The following is a 17,106-nucleotide window of genomic DNA, read 5'->3' on the forward strand; positions in this document are numbered from 1 at the left end:
GTCTATCTACTCTCCTTTTTAAAAGTGTTTTATTAAATTTCCCAATTATAAAATAAAATTAATTATTTTATTCTTTAAAATATTATTGAAATTTTTAAAAAAAGTTAAATTTATCATTTCGAAATATAGGTATTTATGTTAAAATTAATCATGTAAACTATTTTATTAATTATATTATAATAAACTAATCGTATTTGAAAATAAACGGTTAGCTTAAAGGTTGAGGAGAGATAAAATGGGGGAAAGGGTAAAATCTTTTATTAAGGAAATACCTATATTAACATTAGGTATGTTTATTGGAGCATTAGCTGTACATTTCTTTTTGATTCCAAGTAAATTAATTGTTGGATCTATTACTGGCTTATCAATAGTAATTAATTTACTTACATCCATTCCATTGTCGGTATTAATTTTTATTATAAATTCATTTTTATTAATTTTATCTTACTTTCTTATTGGGAAAGAATTTGGCATTAAAACTGTATATTCAGCTTTGATTTTGTCACCGCTCCTTGCCATACTAGAAAAGTTATGGCCAATGAGCCAATCATTGATGCAGGATCAGTGGTTAGATCTTATATGTTTTGTATTGATTTTGAGTTTTTCACAAGCAATTTTATTTAGACGTAATGCATCAACAGGTGGTCTAGACATTATAGCCAAAATTGTAAACAAATATTTTCACGTTGATTTAGGTACATCAGTTACTATTGCAGGAGCAATTATTTGTTGTACCGCAATTTTTGTGTATAATGTAAGAACAGTAATCATAGGATTGATTGGAACTTATCTCAATGGATTAATATTAGAGCACTTTATGATAGGATTTAATTCTAGAAAAAGGGTTTGTGTTATCTCTAATGATTATCAGTTAATTCGTAAATTTATAATAGAAGATATGAAACGTGGAGCAACACTATATCCAATTAAAGGTGGATTAGAAGCTGAGGGCAAGTATGAAATTGAAAGTTTAATGACACGAAATGAATTTTCTTATCTTATGGAATTTATTAAAAAAGAACAAATTGATGCATTTATTACCGCAGGAACAGTTAGCGAAATCTACGGTAATCTTGGAATAAAGGGAATCAAAAGCAAACCAAAAGTATTATTGGAAAACAAATAAAATCATTAATAATTATAGCTATGTAAGTTTAAACTTATGTAGCTATTTTTAAATTAATGAGTTCTTATAAAATTTTTTCTTGGAAAGTAATTCTTCTGTATATCTACTACTTATAGGAGTAATGAAGTTATAATTTCATTATAAATATATACATGAATGTTAATGCTAGTTGATAGACATTGAAGGGTAAGAAAAATATAATAAATATGAAAGGTATGATAAATATGATAAATATGATAAATATGATTAATATAAATTTGAAAAGATTAAGGAAAATCAATCAATATACCCAGGAGGATGTGGCTGAGAAGATTAATGTTTCTAGGCAAGCTGTTGCTAAATGGGAAAATGGAGAGTCAACTCCAGATATAAATAGTTGTATTGCTCTTGCAAAGTTGTATAACGTTACTATGGATGATTTAGTTAATCATTCAGAAGAAGATTCAGGTGTTGTTGTACCACCTAAGGGAAAACATTTCTTTGGATCCGTTGTGGTTGGAGAACGTGGTCAGATTGTTATTCCTAAAAAAGCTAGGGAGCTATTTAATATTAAGTCTGGTGATAATTTATTAATATTAGGAGATGAAGATAGGGGAATTGCCATTGTACATCAACGTGACCTTATAAATTTTGTAGGACAAATTGGTGTGGTAACTAAGGAGTAATAGTTTTAAGCAGAGGGGTTAAAAGGGGAGGATTATAATATGAGTAAGATAGTATTTTTTTGCATTCCTGCACATGGACATACGAATCCTACTATTGAGGTAGTGCGTGAATTATCATATAGAGGCCATGAAGTATGGTACTATTCCTTTGATGAATTTAAAGAAAAGATTGAAGGAACAGGTGCAAAATTTATTAGTTGTAATGAGTATCTTCCAGAATTAAAGCCTGGAGAGGAGAAAAAAATTGGGAAGGATTTTGCTGCTTTAATTGAGATGATAGCAGATACTACTATAGCTTTAGATGAAAAAGTATGTAATGAACTTAAAGGATTTAATCCAGATTGTATTGTATCAGATTCTTTATGTTTTTGGGGTAAGCTATTTGCAGAAAAATTAAATGTTACCTATGTATGTTCTACAACAACTTTTGCATTTAATAAGTATACTGCAAAGATGATGAAGAAAGGTTTTAAGGAAGCTATACTTATGATTTTAGGCATGAGTCGTATTAATAAGAAAATAGAGCTTTTGAGAAACCATGGATATAATGTTAAGAATTTTGTTTCTATAATTCAAAATGATAATGATACAAATACTATTGTATATACTTCAAAGAAGTTTCAACCAATGGTAGAGACTTTTTCAGATAAATATTCCTTTATAGGTCCTTCGATATCTAATGTTAAGGCTGAATATGAGGAAAGAAAACGTAAAAAAATATATATTTCCTTGGGAACGGTTAATAACAAAAATATAAAGTTTTATAAAAATTGTGTAAAAGCCTTTGAAACTTGTGATTTTGATGTAGTTATGTCAGTTGGAAAAGATACTGTAATTGAAGACTTAGGTTATATACCAGAAAATTTTCAGGTTAGAAATAGTGTGGAGCAAATTATAGTGCTTCAAAATACAGATGTTTTTATTACTCATTGTGGTATGAATAGTGTTAATGAAAGCTTGTATTATGGTGTTCCTATGGTGTTATATCCCCAGCATGAAGAGCAAGGAATGGTAGCAAAACGAGTTGCTGATTTGAAAGCTGGGATCTTTTTAAAAGGTAATAATCCTAAATCCTTAAAAGATGCAGTATTGCAGGTTATGGATAATGATGATTATAAGAAAAATGCAAATAAATTAGCAAAAGGTTTCAAAAATGCTGGAGGTTCAAAGAAAGCAGCTGATTCTATATTAAAGGTTATAGATGCTATAAATTGACGGTTATAATCACACACTGTATAATAAAATATATAAGATAAATAGTGTAAAAAACTTTACACTAAGGATAAAGGGTAGGGGGAGAAAATATGATAGATAAATATTGGGAAGGTAAGCATTATGCTTTTCATCAAAATAAGGAATGTGAATATTTCCCTTGTCACAAAACTAATAAACCTGAGGAGTTTAATTGCCTATTTTGTTATTGCCCACTTTACGCATTAGCTGATAAATGTGGTGGTAATTTCAAAATTACTGAAGACGGAATAAAGGACTGTAGTGGATGTATGGTTCCACATGTTAAAGATAACTATGGGCTTATAAATAGTAAGTATAGTGAAATTATGAAACTAGTAAAAGAGCAATTAGATAAAGATAAATAGTCAGATAATAAATAAGCTAAAAAGCTAGATACTAAGTTGTATCTAGCTTTTTAGCTTATTTATTTAGTTATAATATTAAGGTCGAAAAGAGATAATACTATTTATAATGTTAACTATTTCTTTAGGAGATTCCTTTAAATCATTGTCTAGCCATGTTTGAACAACTGAAACAACCCCTCCTACAGAGTATTTTATGAAGTAATCTAAAAATTTATCATCTACTTTTGAATCCCTAACTAGCTTATCAATTTTAGATTTACTTGCTACGTAAATAATACGGTCCATAATGTTGTTTTCCATTTGTTTACTGAATAAAATCTGGCATAATTCTTTGTTTTCTTCAATTAATTCAAGAGCTTTAAGTAATAAAACATCTTTGTATTCTTCAACTGGGGTTTCTTCGATATATTCTAAGATTTGATTAAATAGTTCATCCTCTAATGATTTAAGTAAGTCATAGGTATCTTTATAATGGGTATAAAAAGTTCCCCTATTAATATCTGATTTTTTGCAGATATCAGTAACGGTAACTTCATGAATTTTCTTATGCTTAAGTAAGTCAATTAAGCTTTCTTTTATTATTTTTTTAGTATATAAAATTCTTCTATTTCCTTTAACTCCTGCCATTTAACTCATCCTTTTTTAGTATTTATTAAAGCAATTATTAATTATATGTTATTAAATAAACAAAATTAGTTAAAATGTATATTTAATAACACTATAAAAATATGTGATTATTGTAACTAATCCATATATTATTTATACTTGAATTATAGCATTAACTAAACAAGGTGTCTATTTAATGACATTGAGTATTTAAAGGTAGTATTGATTAGGGAGGGCAACATGTCATACATAGAGATAAAAGATGAATATAAAAGATATAAAGTTGGAGAAACTACCATTTCAGCAAATAATGGTATTAATTTTTCTATAGAAAAGGGAGAGTTTACTATTATTCTAGGACCAAGTGGTGCAGGTAAAACAACTGTGCTCAATATACTTGGAGGAATGGATACTTGTGATGAAGGTGAAATAATTATTGATAACGTTGATATATCTAAGTTTAATAAGAGACAGCTTACTAAGTACAGAAGACATGATGTGGGGTTTGTTTTCCAGTTTTATAATTTAGTTCAAAATTTAACTGCAAAGGAAAATGTGGAATTGGCTACACAAATTTCAAAGGATGCTTTAGATGTTGATAAAACTCTTGAGTTAGTGGGACTTGATCATAGAAAAAACAATTTTCCATCTCAATTATCAGGAGGAGAACAGCAAAGGGTTTCTATAGCAAGGGCTATAGCTAAAAATCCTAAGTTGCTTTTATGTGATGAGCCAACTGGAGCCCTTGATTATAAAACAGGAAAACAGATTTTAAAGACATTACAGGATACATGTAAAAATACAGGGACAACAGTAATTGTTATAACCCATAATTCAGCCCTTGGGCCTATTGCAGATAGAGTTATAAAAATTAGGGATGCAAAGGTTACAAGTGTTGAAGTGAATAAAAATCCTGTTTCAGTTGAAGACATAGAGTGGTAGAGGGTAGAAGATGAAAAATGGAGCATATAAAAAATCAATAATAAGGGAAATATTATCTTCTAAAGCAAGGTTTATATCAATATTTGCTATAATTTTTTTAGGAGTTGCTTTTTACTCTGGAATTAAATCTAGTGGACCAGATTTAAAAGAGTCCATAAATGAATTTTTTAGAGAGCAAAATCTAATGGATAGCAAGATAGTGTCTAGTATAGGTCTTAATGAAAATGATTTAAAGCTACTTGAGAATAAGGATGAAATTTTAGATTACTTTGGAACATTTAGTATAGATGTAAATTTAACTAATATAAATAATGTGGTTAAGTTTATGGAATATAATAAGAAGGACTTTAGTAATATAAATAAATTTATTGTTACAAAAGGGAGATTGCCTGAAAATAGTGGTGAGATAGCTTTAGATGAAAATGCTTTAAAGGAAGATAAAAATTTAAAGATAGGTGATACCTATACCATAGAATCTGATGAAGAGCTAGATAAATATTTTAAGAAGAAAACTTTTAAAATTGTTGGATTTGTACAAAGTCCCATGTATATAGAAAATATATCTAGGGGAACAACTACCGTTGGAAAAGGAAGTGTAGACTATTTTGCAATATTAAATAGCTTAGATATATCCATGGATGTGTATACGGAAGTATATGTACGATTTAAAAATGTAGCTAATCTTGGTGCATATAGTGATGAGTATAAGGATAAGATGGAGGAAAATAATAAGTATCTTAAAAACCTATACTCAAAAAGAGTGGTAGAAAGAATTGAAGAAGTAAAATTAGAGGCAGAAAAGGAGCTTAGTAAGGCTTATAAAAAAATAGAAGATGGTGAAAAAAAACTTGAAGATGCTGAAAAAGAATTAGATGAAGGTAGAGCAAAGCTTATTAATGGTAAAAATCAATATGAAGAGTTTGCAGAAAAGTATCAGCAAGAAATCAAAGCTGGTGAACTGAAATTAATTGAAGGTGAAAGAGAGTTAGATAAGGGTCAGAAGGAACTAGATAAACAAAAAGAGCAATTTTTACAGGGTGAGAAACAACTTGAGGCAGGAAAAATTCAACTTGATAATGCTGAGGAAGGATTTTTAAACCAAGGAATTGATCCAACTAAAAGCACGATAGAGTATGAAAATCAAATAGATAATTTAGAAGTTTTAATAGGGACATACAATACACTTTCTAGTGATATGAGAGAAACAGCAAAGAACACTAAAGAAGGTGAAAAAGTTTCAAATGAAAAAATTCAGTATTGGAAAGGTGCTTTATCTAATCCTGATTTAGGATTAGGTGAATTAAGTAACTTAGTAAATAGTTTAGAAAAAGACCCAACTAATATTTCTTTAGTGATTAGTATGGCACAAGGAGTAGAAGGTGCTAGTAAAAGTGCAAGTGAGAATAAGTCTAAGGTAGAAACTTTAGTGGCTGGAATAACTCAGTATCAACAAGGTATAATTGCCTATGAGGAAAAAGTTAAAAGCTTTAATGAGGGCAAGATACAACTTGAAGCAGCTGAAAAGCAATTAGTTATAGGGAAAGAGGAACTTATCAAAGGTAAAAAAGACCTTGAGGAAGGTAAAAAACAAGGACAGTTAGAACTTGATAAGGCTAAGAAGGAACTTGAGGCTTCGGAGAAAAAACTTCTTGATGGAGAGAAGGATATCAAGGAGAATAAAGCAAAACTTGCAGATGGGCGAAAAGAGATAGATGAAGAAAAGGAAAAATTAAATGATTTGGATAATAGTAAGTATTATTTCTTTGATAGAAATGATAATCCGGGTTATACAACTTACAAAGGATCAATTGATAGCTTAGATAAGATAGCTTCAGTATTTCCTGTGTTTTTCTTTCTAGTTGCAGCACTTATATGCTTAACTACAATGACTAGGATGGTGGAAGAAAATAGAGTGGAAATAGGAACACTAAAGGCTTTAGGATATAAGGATTTAGAAATAGCTAGGAAATTCATAGTTTATGCAGCATTAGCTAGTATTGTTGGTAGTGTTCTTGGAATTGTAGTTGGAAGCAGTATCCTTCCATATATAATTAGTAAAGCTTATTCATCTGCATTTGCATTACCAAAGGTAAAAATAAACTATTATCCATCTTATATAATTCAGTCTTTAGTAGCTTCAATACTTTGTACAGTAGGAGCATCATTAATTGTATTAAAAGAGGAATTAAGAGAAAATCCTTCTGATTTAATGAGAATAAAAGCTCCAAAGGTTGGTAAAAAGATATTATTAGAAAGAATTACACCTTTATGGAAAAGACTGAACTTTAATCAAAAGGTTACCTTTAGAAATCTTTTTAGATATAAGCAAAGGATGTTAATGACAATACTTGGTATATCAGGATGTATGGCTATGCTTGTTGCAGGGATATCTCTTGAAAAATCCAATTCTTCAGTTATGGACATTCAATTTGGGAAATTATTAAAGTATGATGCTATGGTAGTATTTGATGATAATAATAGTAAAAAAGAAGATGAGGAATATGAAAGTAGTTTAAATAACTTAAAAGGATATGAGAGTAGCTTAAATATTCATCAAGATTCAGTAACCTTCATTAAAGAAGGTGTAAGTAAGCAAAGTGCTATTATGTATGTACCAGAAAATATAGATGAGCTAAATAAATATATTTTGTTAAACCATAGAGAAAGTGGAACTAAGTACAAACTATCAGATAGTGGAGTAATTATAAATGAAAAGCTGGCAAACGTTTTAGGGGTATCTGCTTTAGATTATGTAACTTTAACAGATTCAGATAATAATTCTCATCAGGTTAAAGTAGACAACATAGTAGAAAATTATGCTGGACATTATATCTATCTATCACCATCCTATTATAAAGAGATATTTAAAAGTGCTCCAAAATATAATGCACAATTATTAAAGTTGAATTCTAATAGAGAAGATGATAATAAAATATCTACTACCCTTATGGACAATGATAAAGTAGTAAATGTTACCCTTGCTTCAAAGCTAAGAAGCTTAAGTGAATCTGCTGATTTAGGCTTAGTTATGATAGTAATAATAGTTGCTTCAGGAAGCTTGGCATTTGTTGTATTATATAATTTAATTAATATAAATGTATCTGAACGTATAAGGGAGATATCTACCATAAAGGTACTAGGATTTTATGATAATGAAGTTGCCATGTATATATTTAGAGAAAACATAATACTAACAATATTAGGAATACTTGCAGGGTCAGTTATGGGTAAAATATTATATGTATTTTTAGTGAGTACAGCAGAGATGGATAATATGATGATGATACCAACTGTAGACATGAGTAGTTATGTAATCTCTGGAGTAATTACAATGTTTTTTGCCATATTAGTTATGATAATGATGCATATAAAATTAAAAAATATAAATATGATTGATGCACTAAAATCCATAGAGTAAAGTTCAAATTAAAGGGAGTCGCAAATTGCGGCTCTTTTTTTCAGCAAAATGTTAGGTTAAAAGTAGTATTTTTTTATCCCATATCTACCATACCTAATACTCTCATCTTTTTCAAAGTGTGAGTAAAGAACTCTGTTTATGATCTTATCATGGAACTAAATAGATATCCTTAATTGTAAATGGAGATGCAACCCTTATTTTTAAGATAAAGAGATATTGCTTTAAAGAATAAAAATATATTGAAAAACAATAAAAGCAATGGTATCATATATAAATAAAGAGTGAAATATTGGTAAATTACTACTGGTTTGTTACTCTGTAAAAAGAAAGTAGTAATAGATATTTGTTACTATGATAGCTTTTGAAAAGGAGACAATTTATTGTGAAAATAAAGTTTATTTTACCAGCATTAGAAGAGGCAAAAAGTCCATATTGGAGGCCTATAAAATATTCACTGTTTCCTCCTTTAGGCTTGGCTACTTTAGCATCATTGTGTGATGACTCAGATGAAATAGAAGTAGTTGATGAACATATAGAAGAAATAAATTTAAATGATGAACCTGATTTAGTTTGTATTGAAAGTTATATAACTAATGCTAATAGAGCTTATGAAATTGCAGATTTTTATAGGAAAAGAGGAATAAAGGTTGCCATTGGTGGAATTCATGCAACATCATTACCTATAGAGGCTAAGAATCATGCAGATACTGTATTACTTGGTCTTGGAGAAAGAAGTTTTCCAGAGTTTTTAAAGGATTTTAAAGAGGCAAATATTAAGGAGTTTTATGAGCAGGGGGAAGTTTCATTAGATAATCTACCTCTGCCAAGAAGGGATTTATTTAAACAAGAGAAGTATTTAGTTCCAAATTCCATGGTCTTTTCAAGAGGGTGTCCTAATAAATGTTCCTTTTGTTATGTTAGTTCATTTTATAAGGGTGGAAAATCTTTTTTTGCATATAAAGTGGACAGGATATTAAAAGAAATTGAAAGCATGAAAGGGAGACATTTATATTTCCTTGATGATAATATATTTGCGGATAAAAAGTTATCAAGGCAAGTTTTCAAGGAAATGAGGGGAATGAATAGAGTTTTCCAAGGTGCAATAACTGTGGATTCTATTCTTCAAGATGATACAATTGATCTTGCGTATGAGGCTGGATTCAGGAGTGCTTTTATTGGGTTTGAGAGTATTAATAAAGAGAACTTAATTCAAGCTAATAAAGGGTCTAACATAGGAAAAGATTATAGTAAAGCAATAAAAAAATTAGATGAATTAGGAATAATGATAAATGGAAGTTTTATTTTTGGACTGGATAGTGATACTTTAGATGTTTTTGATAGAACTACAGAATGGGCTATTAATAGTGGGATAACTACAGCAACTAATCATATTCTTACTCCGTATCCTGGTACGGGTATTTTTAGTAAAATGGATGAAGATAAGAGAATTATTACTAAGGATTGGAGACTATACGATACTAGGCATTTAGTATTTAATCACCCTCATATTACAAAAGAAGAAATGGAAAGTGGATATAATAGAGCTTATAAAGATTTTTATAGGTGGAGAAATATATATAAGGCATCAAAGGAACATGAAGAACTTAGAATGAAATTAAAACATTTCACCTATGCAGGGGCATGGAAAAAGTTTGAGCCAGTATGGAATTTTCTAATTAAGAATGAACTTCTTTCAAAGAGTAGAAGTACACTAGTAAGAACATTAAAGTAATTACTATTTAATTTAGGTGGTTTTATTTTTCAAAAAGTTGGGACTATTAATATTTAATGTATTATAATTAAATGGTATATATTTGTTAATTATTAATATAGATTGGAAATATATTTTCGTGGGTAAGATATAAAAATTTAAAGGGGTGTATAAGAATGAAAGCAGCGTTTCTAATAATTGATATGCAAAAGGGATGTTATGACTTTTGTAAATGTCCAAGAGAATTTGATGATGCAGTAGAGTATATAAATGAAGCAGCACGTATGTTTAGGGAAAAAGGATTGCCTGTTGTTAAAGTATTAGATATCGAAGTTGGAGATGGTCCTGGATCTGAGAAGTTTGAATTTGTTGATTCTATTAATGAGAGTACAAATGATATTGTTATACATAAAGAGTATAATAATGCATTTTTCAAGACAGAACTTCATGCAAAGCTTCAAGAACTTGGAGTTGAATTTGTTGTTATAAGTGGATTTGCAGCAGAGTATTGCGTATTATTTTCTTATAATGGAGCAAAAGAGATGGGATATGGAACATCATTACTTCAAAATGGTATTTCAGGAGTTGAATATGAAGAAGTGAAAAAAATGCAACTCTTAAGACCAGTAATTAGTCTTGAGGCATTGGAATATTTTTTAAAGTAAGAAAAGCTTAGTTCCTAGGCACTAAGCAATCCTCAGAACAAAAGTAGATAATCCAAAGCGTTGATTTGGTGTAAGTCACTTTGGCAGCGTGCTTATTTTGTTTTAGAACTATTGGATTAGATATATGCTGTAAACTATGATTCTTAGAGAAAGTGCTAATCTTTGTGGTATGGAGCACTTTTTCTATTGTATAGAACTTATACATTGAGATATAGTCAGATGGATGTATAAGACCCTTGGCCTACATCATGAAACCCTCGACAATACAGAAATGTGTTGTAGAGGGTTATTTATCTTTTAGAATAAATAATAATGAACAGTATCATAAATAAATGATATTTATAGCAGTAACCATTGATATTACATAGTTAAGGTTGTGTTTATAAGTTAAAAGATTTTCTAAAATCACTAGGAGTAATTCCATGGATATCTTTAAATGCAGCGGCAAATTTAGCTGGATTTTTGTAGCCACATAGTTCAGATATGCCACGAATACTTAGATGGTCAGCAGATAAGAGCTGCATGGCTCTTTTCATGGTTTCTATTCGAATATATTTATAAAGAGGAATTCCATAATGATTTTTAAAAGATTCGCGAAGTTTACTTTCGCTCATTTCAGCTATTCTGCATAGTTCAATTGTATCTGGAGTATTTAAAATATCTTCATCAATCTTAGTCTTAACTTGATAAATCTTCTGCTCATTTTCCCAAGTAATGTAGTGGCGGCGGCTGCTTCTTCTTTTCGGGATATCAGGAAAGTTTCTAGTGATTGCAGACAAAAGATGCAAAGTCATCCCCTCAAAAGCAAGTAAAGGCATGTCTGTATTTCTTACAGCCCATCTAATTTGCTCTAAAATAAGCATTATATCAGGAGTGTTGTAATGTTGGGTTTTCCAGAGCTTCGCATCACCAACACTAATTTTAGGTGCATTAGTACGTTCTTTAAGAAAGGGTTTTATAAAATCATCAAAAATTAAAACACTGGTAAAACAATAGTGTACGTCTTTAGAGAAAGTAAAAGTAAATGGTTTTTGAGGATTAATAATTAAATTAGTGATTGGAGGAAGAGTTTGCCTCTTTTTCCCTTGATGTGAATAGACTATTTCTCCACAGTCAACACAAAAGATAATCATAAAAGGCTTACTTGAATTTATTGTATGTACTATCTGTTCACTTGGAGTAAACCAAGCACTTGAAACAAATAATCCCTTAGCAGCATTTATTTCTGCAATCCATCCATTTGACCAATGAGGAGGAAAATCATAAATATGTCCATTACCATAAGGCCTTTTAACAAAATTATATTTATCTGCTAAAGCACTCCAAGAAGAATCATTATATTCATCCATAAAATTTTTACCCCTCTCTTTTTTGATTTAAAGTAACAATATTATAGCATCATTTGAGAAGTGTTTTCAATAAGAACATAATCCGTTTTATTTAAATTACAATCCATAATAACGAGAAATATTTTCATTTAGCCCTTATAAAACAATAAGTTACTCTTATTTTAATAGAAAATCACTTCTGAAAAGGGGGTTTTTAAGCGATTGACAGTGGAATTTATAAATGCTACGCTTTTAAAAGTTAGACTAGTCTTACATTTGTATATAACGCAGGTGCTAGCGGTATTAGATTAATATAAGATATTTATAAGGGAGAGATATAAAATGAAGAAATTTTTATCACTATTCTGTACAGCATTTATGGCTACTTTAATTTTAGCTGGTTGTTCTTCATCTAAGGATACTACTAAAGAAGAAGCTGTTCGTACTGTAAGTACTGTAAGAGGAGATATTGAGGTTCCTGCTAATCCAGAAAGAGTTATTGCTACTTATGGAATGGGTGACATTTTGGCATTAGGAGTTAAACCAGTAGCTACTTATGATGCAAATGGGAGTGCTTATGAAAAGGAAGTAGAAGACTTACCAGTATGGGAAAACTTTGAACCAGAGGAAATAATGCAATATGATCCAGATCTTATTCTTGTTGTAAACGAAGAAAAGATTGAGGAGTTTTCTAAAATTGCCCCTACAATTTATATTCCTTTCAGTACTCTTAGTATGGAGGAGAGAATAACATTTTTAGGGGAGGTTCTTAATAAAAAGGAAGAGGCATCAAAGGTGCTATTTGATTTTAAAGAAAAAATAAATGATGCAAAGGAACAATTAGTTTCTAAAGAAATTATGGATAAGAAATTCAGTATTTTTGAGAGTAGCCCAAATGGAGGTATTTGGGTGTATGGTGATAAATGGGGACGTGGAGGCGACCTAATTTACAGTCATTTCGGATTTAGAGCACCAGATGTCATACAGAGTGAAATTATAGGAAAAGATCAATATAGAGAGGTTTCTCTTGAATCAATTAAGGATTACGCTGGAGATTATATAATATTTAGTGGAGAGATAGGGAAATTAGAGGATAATCCAGTTTGGAAATCAATTCCCGCTGTTAAGGCAGGACATGTTATACCTATTGATTTTACACTGTTTTATGATATTGATATTTACTCAACAGGGGTACAGTTAAATTATATTATGGATAAATTACTAGAAAATTAATAAAAATAAATTAAGCTATAATATTCATGTAAAGAGATAGGAATTCTCTAATAAATTTTATAGCTTAATAATACAAGGGGCTGTATCAAAATAAATTTTGATCCTAGCCGATAAAAAAGGTGGATTCAGTAATTTGAATCCACCTTTTTGTACATAATAATTACATGAAAAAGATTATTAGTCTAAAACAGATGTAGACACAACTTTCATGAATATGAAAGAAGATCATATGAAAGATCTGACCAACTTACTTTAATTCCTTTTTTAGACGAACTAGAATCCAATATAGGAAAGAGATGTAAATCGATAACAGCTGACGCCGGATAAGAAAGTGAAGAAAATTATAAATATTTAGAAAGTGAAAAAAGAAGCCGTATCAAGATTGATTTATGAAATCAATCTGATACAGCTCTTTAATTTTTTATAAGTTAAAATATTTTCTAAATAACAAGGAGTAATTCTATGGATATCTTTAAAGGCAGCAACAAATTTTGCTGGATTTTTATATTAGCATAGTTCAGATATACTACGAATACTTAGATTGTTGGCAGATAAGAGTTGAAAAACATAATCCATTTTATTTAAATTACAATCCATAATGATGAGAAGTATTTTCATTTAACTCTTATAAAACAATAAGTTACTCTTATTTTAATAGAAAATGACTTCTGAAAAGGGGTTTTTTAAGCGATTGACAGTGGAATTTATAAATGCTACGATTTAAAAAGTTAGACTAGTCTTACATTTATATATAACGCAGGTGTTAGCGTTATTAGATTAATATAAAATATTTATAAGGGAGAGGTATAAAATGAAAAAACTATTGTCATTATTTTGTGCAATATGTATGACTACTGTGATTTTTGCTGGTTGTTCTTCATCTAAGGATACTGCTAAAGAAGAAGCTGTTCGTACTATATCTACTGTAAAAGGGGATATTGAAGTTCCTGCTAATCCTAAGCGTGTTATTGCTAATTGGTATGTTGGAGATGTTATTACTTTGGGATTAAATTTAGTTGGATATAATGCTTGGGAACAAGAAAGTACGCCTTTTTATGATACTCTTAAAGCTTCTACAAAAATTGAAAAGTGGGAGCCTGAAGAAGTTATGAATTTAGAACCAGATCTTATTATTACATATGATGAGGCAGACTTTGATAAATTCAGTAAAATAGCTCCAGTTCTTGTTATTCCAGAAGGAGATATGGATTCTCTTGAACGTATAAAAACCATAGGAGAAGCTACAGGACGTAAGGCTGAAGCAGAGAAGGCGGTTTCTAACTTTGAAGAAAAACTTGCGGATGTGAAGAAAACTTTTAAAGGTGATACATTTGAAGGTAAAACTTTCAGTATTTTGGAAGATTGGGGAGCTACTGGTGAGTGGAGCGGTATATATTATGAGACAGGCTCTAGAGGTGGTACTTTAGTATATGAATATCTTGGACTTAAATATCCAGACAAGCTTAAAGAACTTATAGAAAAATCAGGAGAAGGACGTGGACATATAAGTTATGAAGTAGCCAATGAGTATTTTGGAGATTATATACTATGGTGTAGACAGGAAGGTAAGGAATCTGATTATGCAAAAACAGATATTTGGAAGAGTATCCCTGCAGTTAAAGAGGGAAGGGTTATAGAAATTCCAGCAAAGTATCAAGGACTTTTCTTTTATTCTGATGTTACAAGTCTTACTGAACAACTTGACTATATGGTTAATGCAATAAATTCATTAGCTAAATAATTCTAATTGAGAAAGGAAAATAAATATGCAAAATACCTATAATAAAAAGCGACAATTAGGGGCTTTGAATTTTACAATCTATATGATTACAGGGGTGGTTTTGCTGGTGATTATGTCAGCAGCATCAATTTCTTTTGGTGCTGCTGATATGAATTTGTCTACGGCTTGGGGAGCCATTTTTAATTTTGACTCTTCTTTAACTGAACACCAGATTATTCAAACTCTCCGGCTTCCTCGTATAGCAGCTAATATAATTGTCGGGTCAAGCCTTTCCATATGTGGTGCTATAATGCAGGGAACCACAAGAAATCCTCTTGCTGATTCTGGACTTATGGGTATAAGTAGTGGTGCTTCTTTTGCTATAGCTTTTTGTATGACATTTTTACCTGGTGGAAGTTATGGACAGATGATGATTTTTGCATGTACTGGTGCAGCTGTTACTACAGGTATGACTTATTTTATTGCGTCTATTGGCAGAGGAGGCATGAAACCACAGAGACTTGTTTTAGCAGGTATTTCTATATCAATGCTATTTGGTGCTTTTAGCCAATATCTTTCTATTAAATATAGACTTGGGCATGCTTTAGCTTATTGGACTGCTGGAGGAACAGCAGGTGCTAAATGGAGTGAACTTGCTATAGTTTTCCCATTCTTTATTGTGGGCATAATTACAGCTCTTATTATATCACCTTCAATTACTCTTTTAAATCTTGGAGATGATGCAGCTATAGGTCTTGGACTTAATACTAAGAAGGTTAAAGCTATTTCTACTGTAGTTGTTTTAATACTTACAGGGCTTTCTGTAATTGTTGTTGGACCTGTTGGTTTTATAGGATTAATAGTACCTCATATTGTCCGCTACCTTATAGGCGTAGATTATAGATACATAATTCCAGCTTCAGGATTATATGGAGCTTTGATTACTGTGGCAGCAGATTTAGTTGGAAGGCTTATTAATAAGCCTTATGAGACTCCCATTGGAATTATTTTTGCTGTAATAGGGGTTCCGTATTTTCTTTATCTTACAAGGAAGCAAAGGAGGGAATTCCAATGAAGAAAAAGGGTTACTCAGTTTCACGTGGCTTAACTATTATTTTAGTACTTACTATTGTGCTGTTATTTGTGGCGGTAATAAGTGTGAACTCAGGTAAAATGAATCTATCTCCTTCAGAAGTCTTTAATGTTCTTCTTGGAAAAGGTACAGCTAAACAAAATCTTATAGTATATGATTTTCGTCTTCCTCGTATTGTATTAACTATTCTTGTAGGTATTGGTATGGGAACAGCTGGATGTGTAATGCAGAGTTTACTTCGCAATGATATGGCTAGTCCTGGAACTTTGGGAATAAGTTCGGGTTCAGGATTATTTGTATTATTGTTTATAGTTATTTTTAAGGTAGATAGTGTATCTTCAGCTATTGCTCTCCCACTTTTAGCTTTTATAGGTGGAATGACAGCAGCAGTGCTTATATTTTTACTTTCATATAAAAGAGGAAAAAGCATATCACCTACAGGATTAATTTTGACAGGTGTAGCTGTTGGAAGTGGATATAGTGCTATTACTATGATGCTTACTTTAAAGTTAGATGAGAAACAGATGGATTTTATTCAAAGATGGAGTGCAGGAAGTCTTTGGGGAGACAATTGGACGTATATTTCTATTCTTGCACCTTGGATATTGATTCTATTTTTATATGTACTTTATAAATCTCGTACTTTGAATACTTTAAACCTTGGTAATCAAACTGCAACAGGATTAGGAGTAGCAGTAAAGAGAGAATTCATAGGTCTAGCTGTAGCAGCTGTTGCTCTATCGTCAGGCAGCGTGGCCTTAGGTGGAAACTTCTTTTTTGTTGGAATGATTTCTCCACATATGGCGAGAAAGTTTGTAGGCTCAAATCATAAATTATTGATTCCTACCGCATCTCTAGTAGGCTCAATAATTATTCTATTATCAGACACTATTACTAGAACTATAAGTCTTGGAACCGATGTTCCTACAGGAATTATTATTACTGTATTAACTACACCGTACTTCTTATATTTATTAGTAAAGTCAAATTAAGGAGGTTTG

14 protein-coding genes are annotated in these 17,106 nt (G+C 30.6%); 12 read left to right on the top strand and 2 right to left on the bottom strand.

What is annotated here, in order from left to right; all coding sequences use genetic code 11:
• Positions 1 to 235 precede the first annotated feature (235 nt).
• From B2P65_RS00805 to B2P65_RS00820, 4 genes are all read left to right on the top strand, one after another.
• A complete protein-coding gene (locus tag B2P65_RS00805; RefSeq protein ID WP_346879445.1) occupies positions 236 to 1,126 on the top strand; it encodes a YitT family protein in 891 nt (296 codons plus the stop codon).
• Between the two features lie 242 nt (positions 1,127 to 1,368).
• Entirely contained in the window at positions 1,369 to 1,791 is a 423-nt protein-coding gene (locus B2P65_RS00810) for a helix-turn-helix transcriptional regulator (RefSeq protein ID WP_346879560.1), read from the top strand.
• A 39-nt stretch (positions 1,792 to 1,830) separates the two neighbouring features.
• On the top strand, positions 1,831 to 3,006 hold the full coding sequence (locus B2P65_RS00815; protein ID WP_346878456.1) for a macrolide family glycosyltransferase: 1,176 nt from the start codon (positions 1,831 to 1,833) through the stop codon (positions 3,004 to 3,006).
• An 89-nt stretch (positions 3,007 to 3,095) separates the two neighbouring features.
• A complete protein-coding gene (locus B2P65_RS00820; RefSeq protein ID WP_035131288.1) occupies positions 3,096 to 3,389 on the top strand; it encodes a cysteine-rich small domain-containing protein in 294 nt (97 codons plus the stop codon).
• 75 nt (positions 3,390 to 3,464) lie between these two features.
• On the opposite strand, the gene B2P65_RS00825 is transcribed toward B2P65_RS00820, so the two are convergent.
• On the bottom strand, positions 3,465 to 4,016 hold the full coding sequence (locus B2P65_RS00825) for a TetR/AcrR family transcriptional regulator (RefSeq protein ID WP_346878457.1): 552 nt from the start codon (positions 4,014 to 4,016) through the stop codon (positions 3,465 to 3,467).
• A gap of 219 nt (positions 4,017 to 4,235) precedes the next feature.
• Between B2P65_RS00825 and B2P65_RS00830 the strand changes: the two genes are divergently transcribed.
• From B2P65_RS00830 to B2P65_RS00845, 4 genes are all read left to right on the top strand, one after another.
• Complete coding sequence (locus B2P65_RS00830; RefSeq protein ID WP_346847231.1) at positions 4,236 to 4,937, top strand: ABC transporter ATP-binding protein; 702 nt, start codon at positions 4,236 to 4,238, stop codon at positions 4,935 to 4,937.
• Between the two features lie 10 nt (positions 4,938 to 4,947).
• Positions 4,948 to 8,355, top strand: a complete 3,408-nt coding sequence (locus B2P65_RS00835) for an FtsX-like permease family protein (RefSeq protein WP_346879446.1) — start codon at positions 4,948 to 4,950, stop codon at positions 8,353 to 8,355.
• Positions 8,356 to 8,737: 382 nt separating this feature from the next.
• Positions 8,738 to 10,087 (top strand): B12-binding domain-containing radical SAM protein, encoded by a 1,350-nt coding sequence (locus B2P65_RS00840; RefSeq protein ID WP_346879447.1) that lies wholly within the window; start codon positions 8,738 to 8,740, stop codon positions 10,085 to 10,087.
• A 155-nt stretch (positions 10,088 to 10,242) separates the two neighbouring features.
• Positions 10,243 to 10,731 (top strand): cysteine hydrolase family protein, encoded by a 489-nt coding sequence (locus B2P65_RS00845; protein WP_346877201.1) that lies wholly within the window; start codon positions 10,243 to 10,245, stop codon positions 10,729 to 10,731.
• 380 nt (positions 10,732 to 11,111) lie between these two features.
• Here the strand turns inward: B2P65_RS00845 and B2P65_RS00850 are convergent, their stop codons facing one another.
• On the bottom strand, positions 11,112 to 12,080 hold the full coding sequence (locus B2P65_RS00850; RefSeq protein WP_346847235.1) for an AraC family transcriptional regulator: 969 nt from the start codon (positions 12,078 to 12,080) through the stop codon (positions 11,112 to 11,114).
• A 321-nt stretch (positions 12,081 to 12,401) separates the two neighbouring features.
• Here B2P65_RS00850 and B2P65_RS00855 point away from each other — a divergent pair, with 321 nt between their 5' ends.
• The 4 genes from B2P65_RS00855 to B2P65_RS00870 all read left to right on the top strand — a co-directional run bounded on the left by B2P65_RS00855 (position 12,402) and on the right by B2P65_RS00870 (position 17,097).
• Positions 12,402 to 13,292 carry an ABC transporter substrate-binding protein gene (locus B2P65_RS00855; protein ID WP_346879448.1) on the top strand — a complete coding sequence of 297 codons (891 nt, stop codon included), beginning with the start codon at positions 12,402 to 12,404 and terminating at the stop codon, positions 13,290 to 13,292.
• An 811-nt stretch (positions 13,293 to 14,103) separates the two neighbouring features.
• Positions 14,104 to 15,033 carry an ABC transporter substrate-binding protein gene (locus B2P65_RS00860; RefSeq protein WP_346879449.1) on the top strand — a complete coding sequence of 310 codons (930 nt, stop codon included), beginning with the start codon at positions 14,104 to 14,106 and terminating at the stop codon, positions 15,031 to 15,033.
• A 25-nt stretch (positions 15,034 to 15,058) separates the two neighbouring features.
• Positions 15,059 to 16,087, top strand: a complete 1,029-nt coding sequence (locus B2P65_RS00865; RefSeq protein WP_346879450.1) for an iron ABC transporter permease — start codon at positions 15,059 to 15,061, stop codon at positions 16,085 to 16,087.
• Positions 16,084 to 17,097: an iron ABC transporter permease gene (locus tag B2P65_RS00870; protein ID WP_346847239.1), complete on the top strand. Its 1,014-nt coding sequence runs from the start codon at positions 16,084 to 16,086 to the stop codon at positions 17,095 to 17,097. Before B2P65_RS00865 ends, B2P65_RS00870 begins: the two co-directional genes overlap by 4 nt.
• Positions 17,098 to 17,106 lie beyond the last annotated feature (9 nt).

Source organism: Clostridium sp. UBA3061 (genome assembly GCF_002367465.1).
Taxonomy (GTDB): domain Bacteria; phylum Bacillota; class Clostridia; order Clostridiales; family Clostridiaceae; genus Clostridium_J; species Clostridium_J sulfidigenes.

Coding starts and splice junctions, on each gene's coding strand:
- B2P65_RS00835 (WP_346879446.1), top strand. CDS start 4,948: ATGAAAAATGGAGCATATAAAAAATCAATAATAAGGGAAATATTATCT.
- B2P65_RS00860 (WP_346879449.1), top strand. CDS start 14,104: ATGAAAAAACTATTGTCATTATTTTGTGCAATATGTATGACTACTGTG.
- B2P65_RS00855 (WP_346879448.1), top strand. CDS start 12,402: ATGAAGAAATTTTTATCACTATTCTGTACAGCATTTATGGCTACTTTA.
- B2P65_RS00810 (WP_346879560.1), top strand. CDS start 1,369: ATGATTAATATAAATTTGAAAAGATTAAGGAAAATCAATCAATATACC.
- B2P65_RS00870 (WP_346847239.1), top strand. CDS start 16,084: ATGAAGAAAAAGGGTTACTCAGTTTCACGTGGCTTAACTATTATTTTA.
- B2P65_RS00825 (WP_346878457.1), bottom strand. CDS start 4,016: ATGGCAGGAGTTAAAGGAAATAGAAGAATTTTATATACTAAAAAAATA.
- B2P65_RS00820 (WP_035131288.1), top strand. CDS start 3,096: ATGATAGATAAATATTGGGAAGGTAAGCATTATGCTTTTCATCAAAAT.
- B2P65_RS00850 (WP_346847235.1), bottom strand. CDS start 12,080: ATGGATGAATATAATGATTCTTCTTGGAGTGCTTTAGCAGATAAATAT.
- B2P65_RS00805 (WP_346879445.1), top strand. CDS start 236: ATGGGGGAAAGGGTAAAATCTTTTATTAAGGAAATACCTATATTAACA.
- B2P65_RS00845 (WP_346877201.1), top strand. CDS start 10,243: ATGAAAGCAGCGTTTCTAATAATTGATATGCAAAAGGGATGTTATGAC.
- B2P65_RS00815 (WP_346878456.1), top strand. CDS start 1,831: ATGAGTAAGATAGTATTTTTTTGCATTCCTGCACATGGACATACGAAT.
- B2P65_RS00865 (WP_346879450.1), top strand. CDS start 15,059: ATGCAAAATACCTATAATAAAAAGCGACAATTAGGGGCTTTGAATTTT.
- B2P65_RS00830 (WP_346847231.1), top strand. CDS start 4,236: ATGTCATACATAGAGATAAAAGATGAATATAAAAGATATAAAGTTGGA.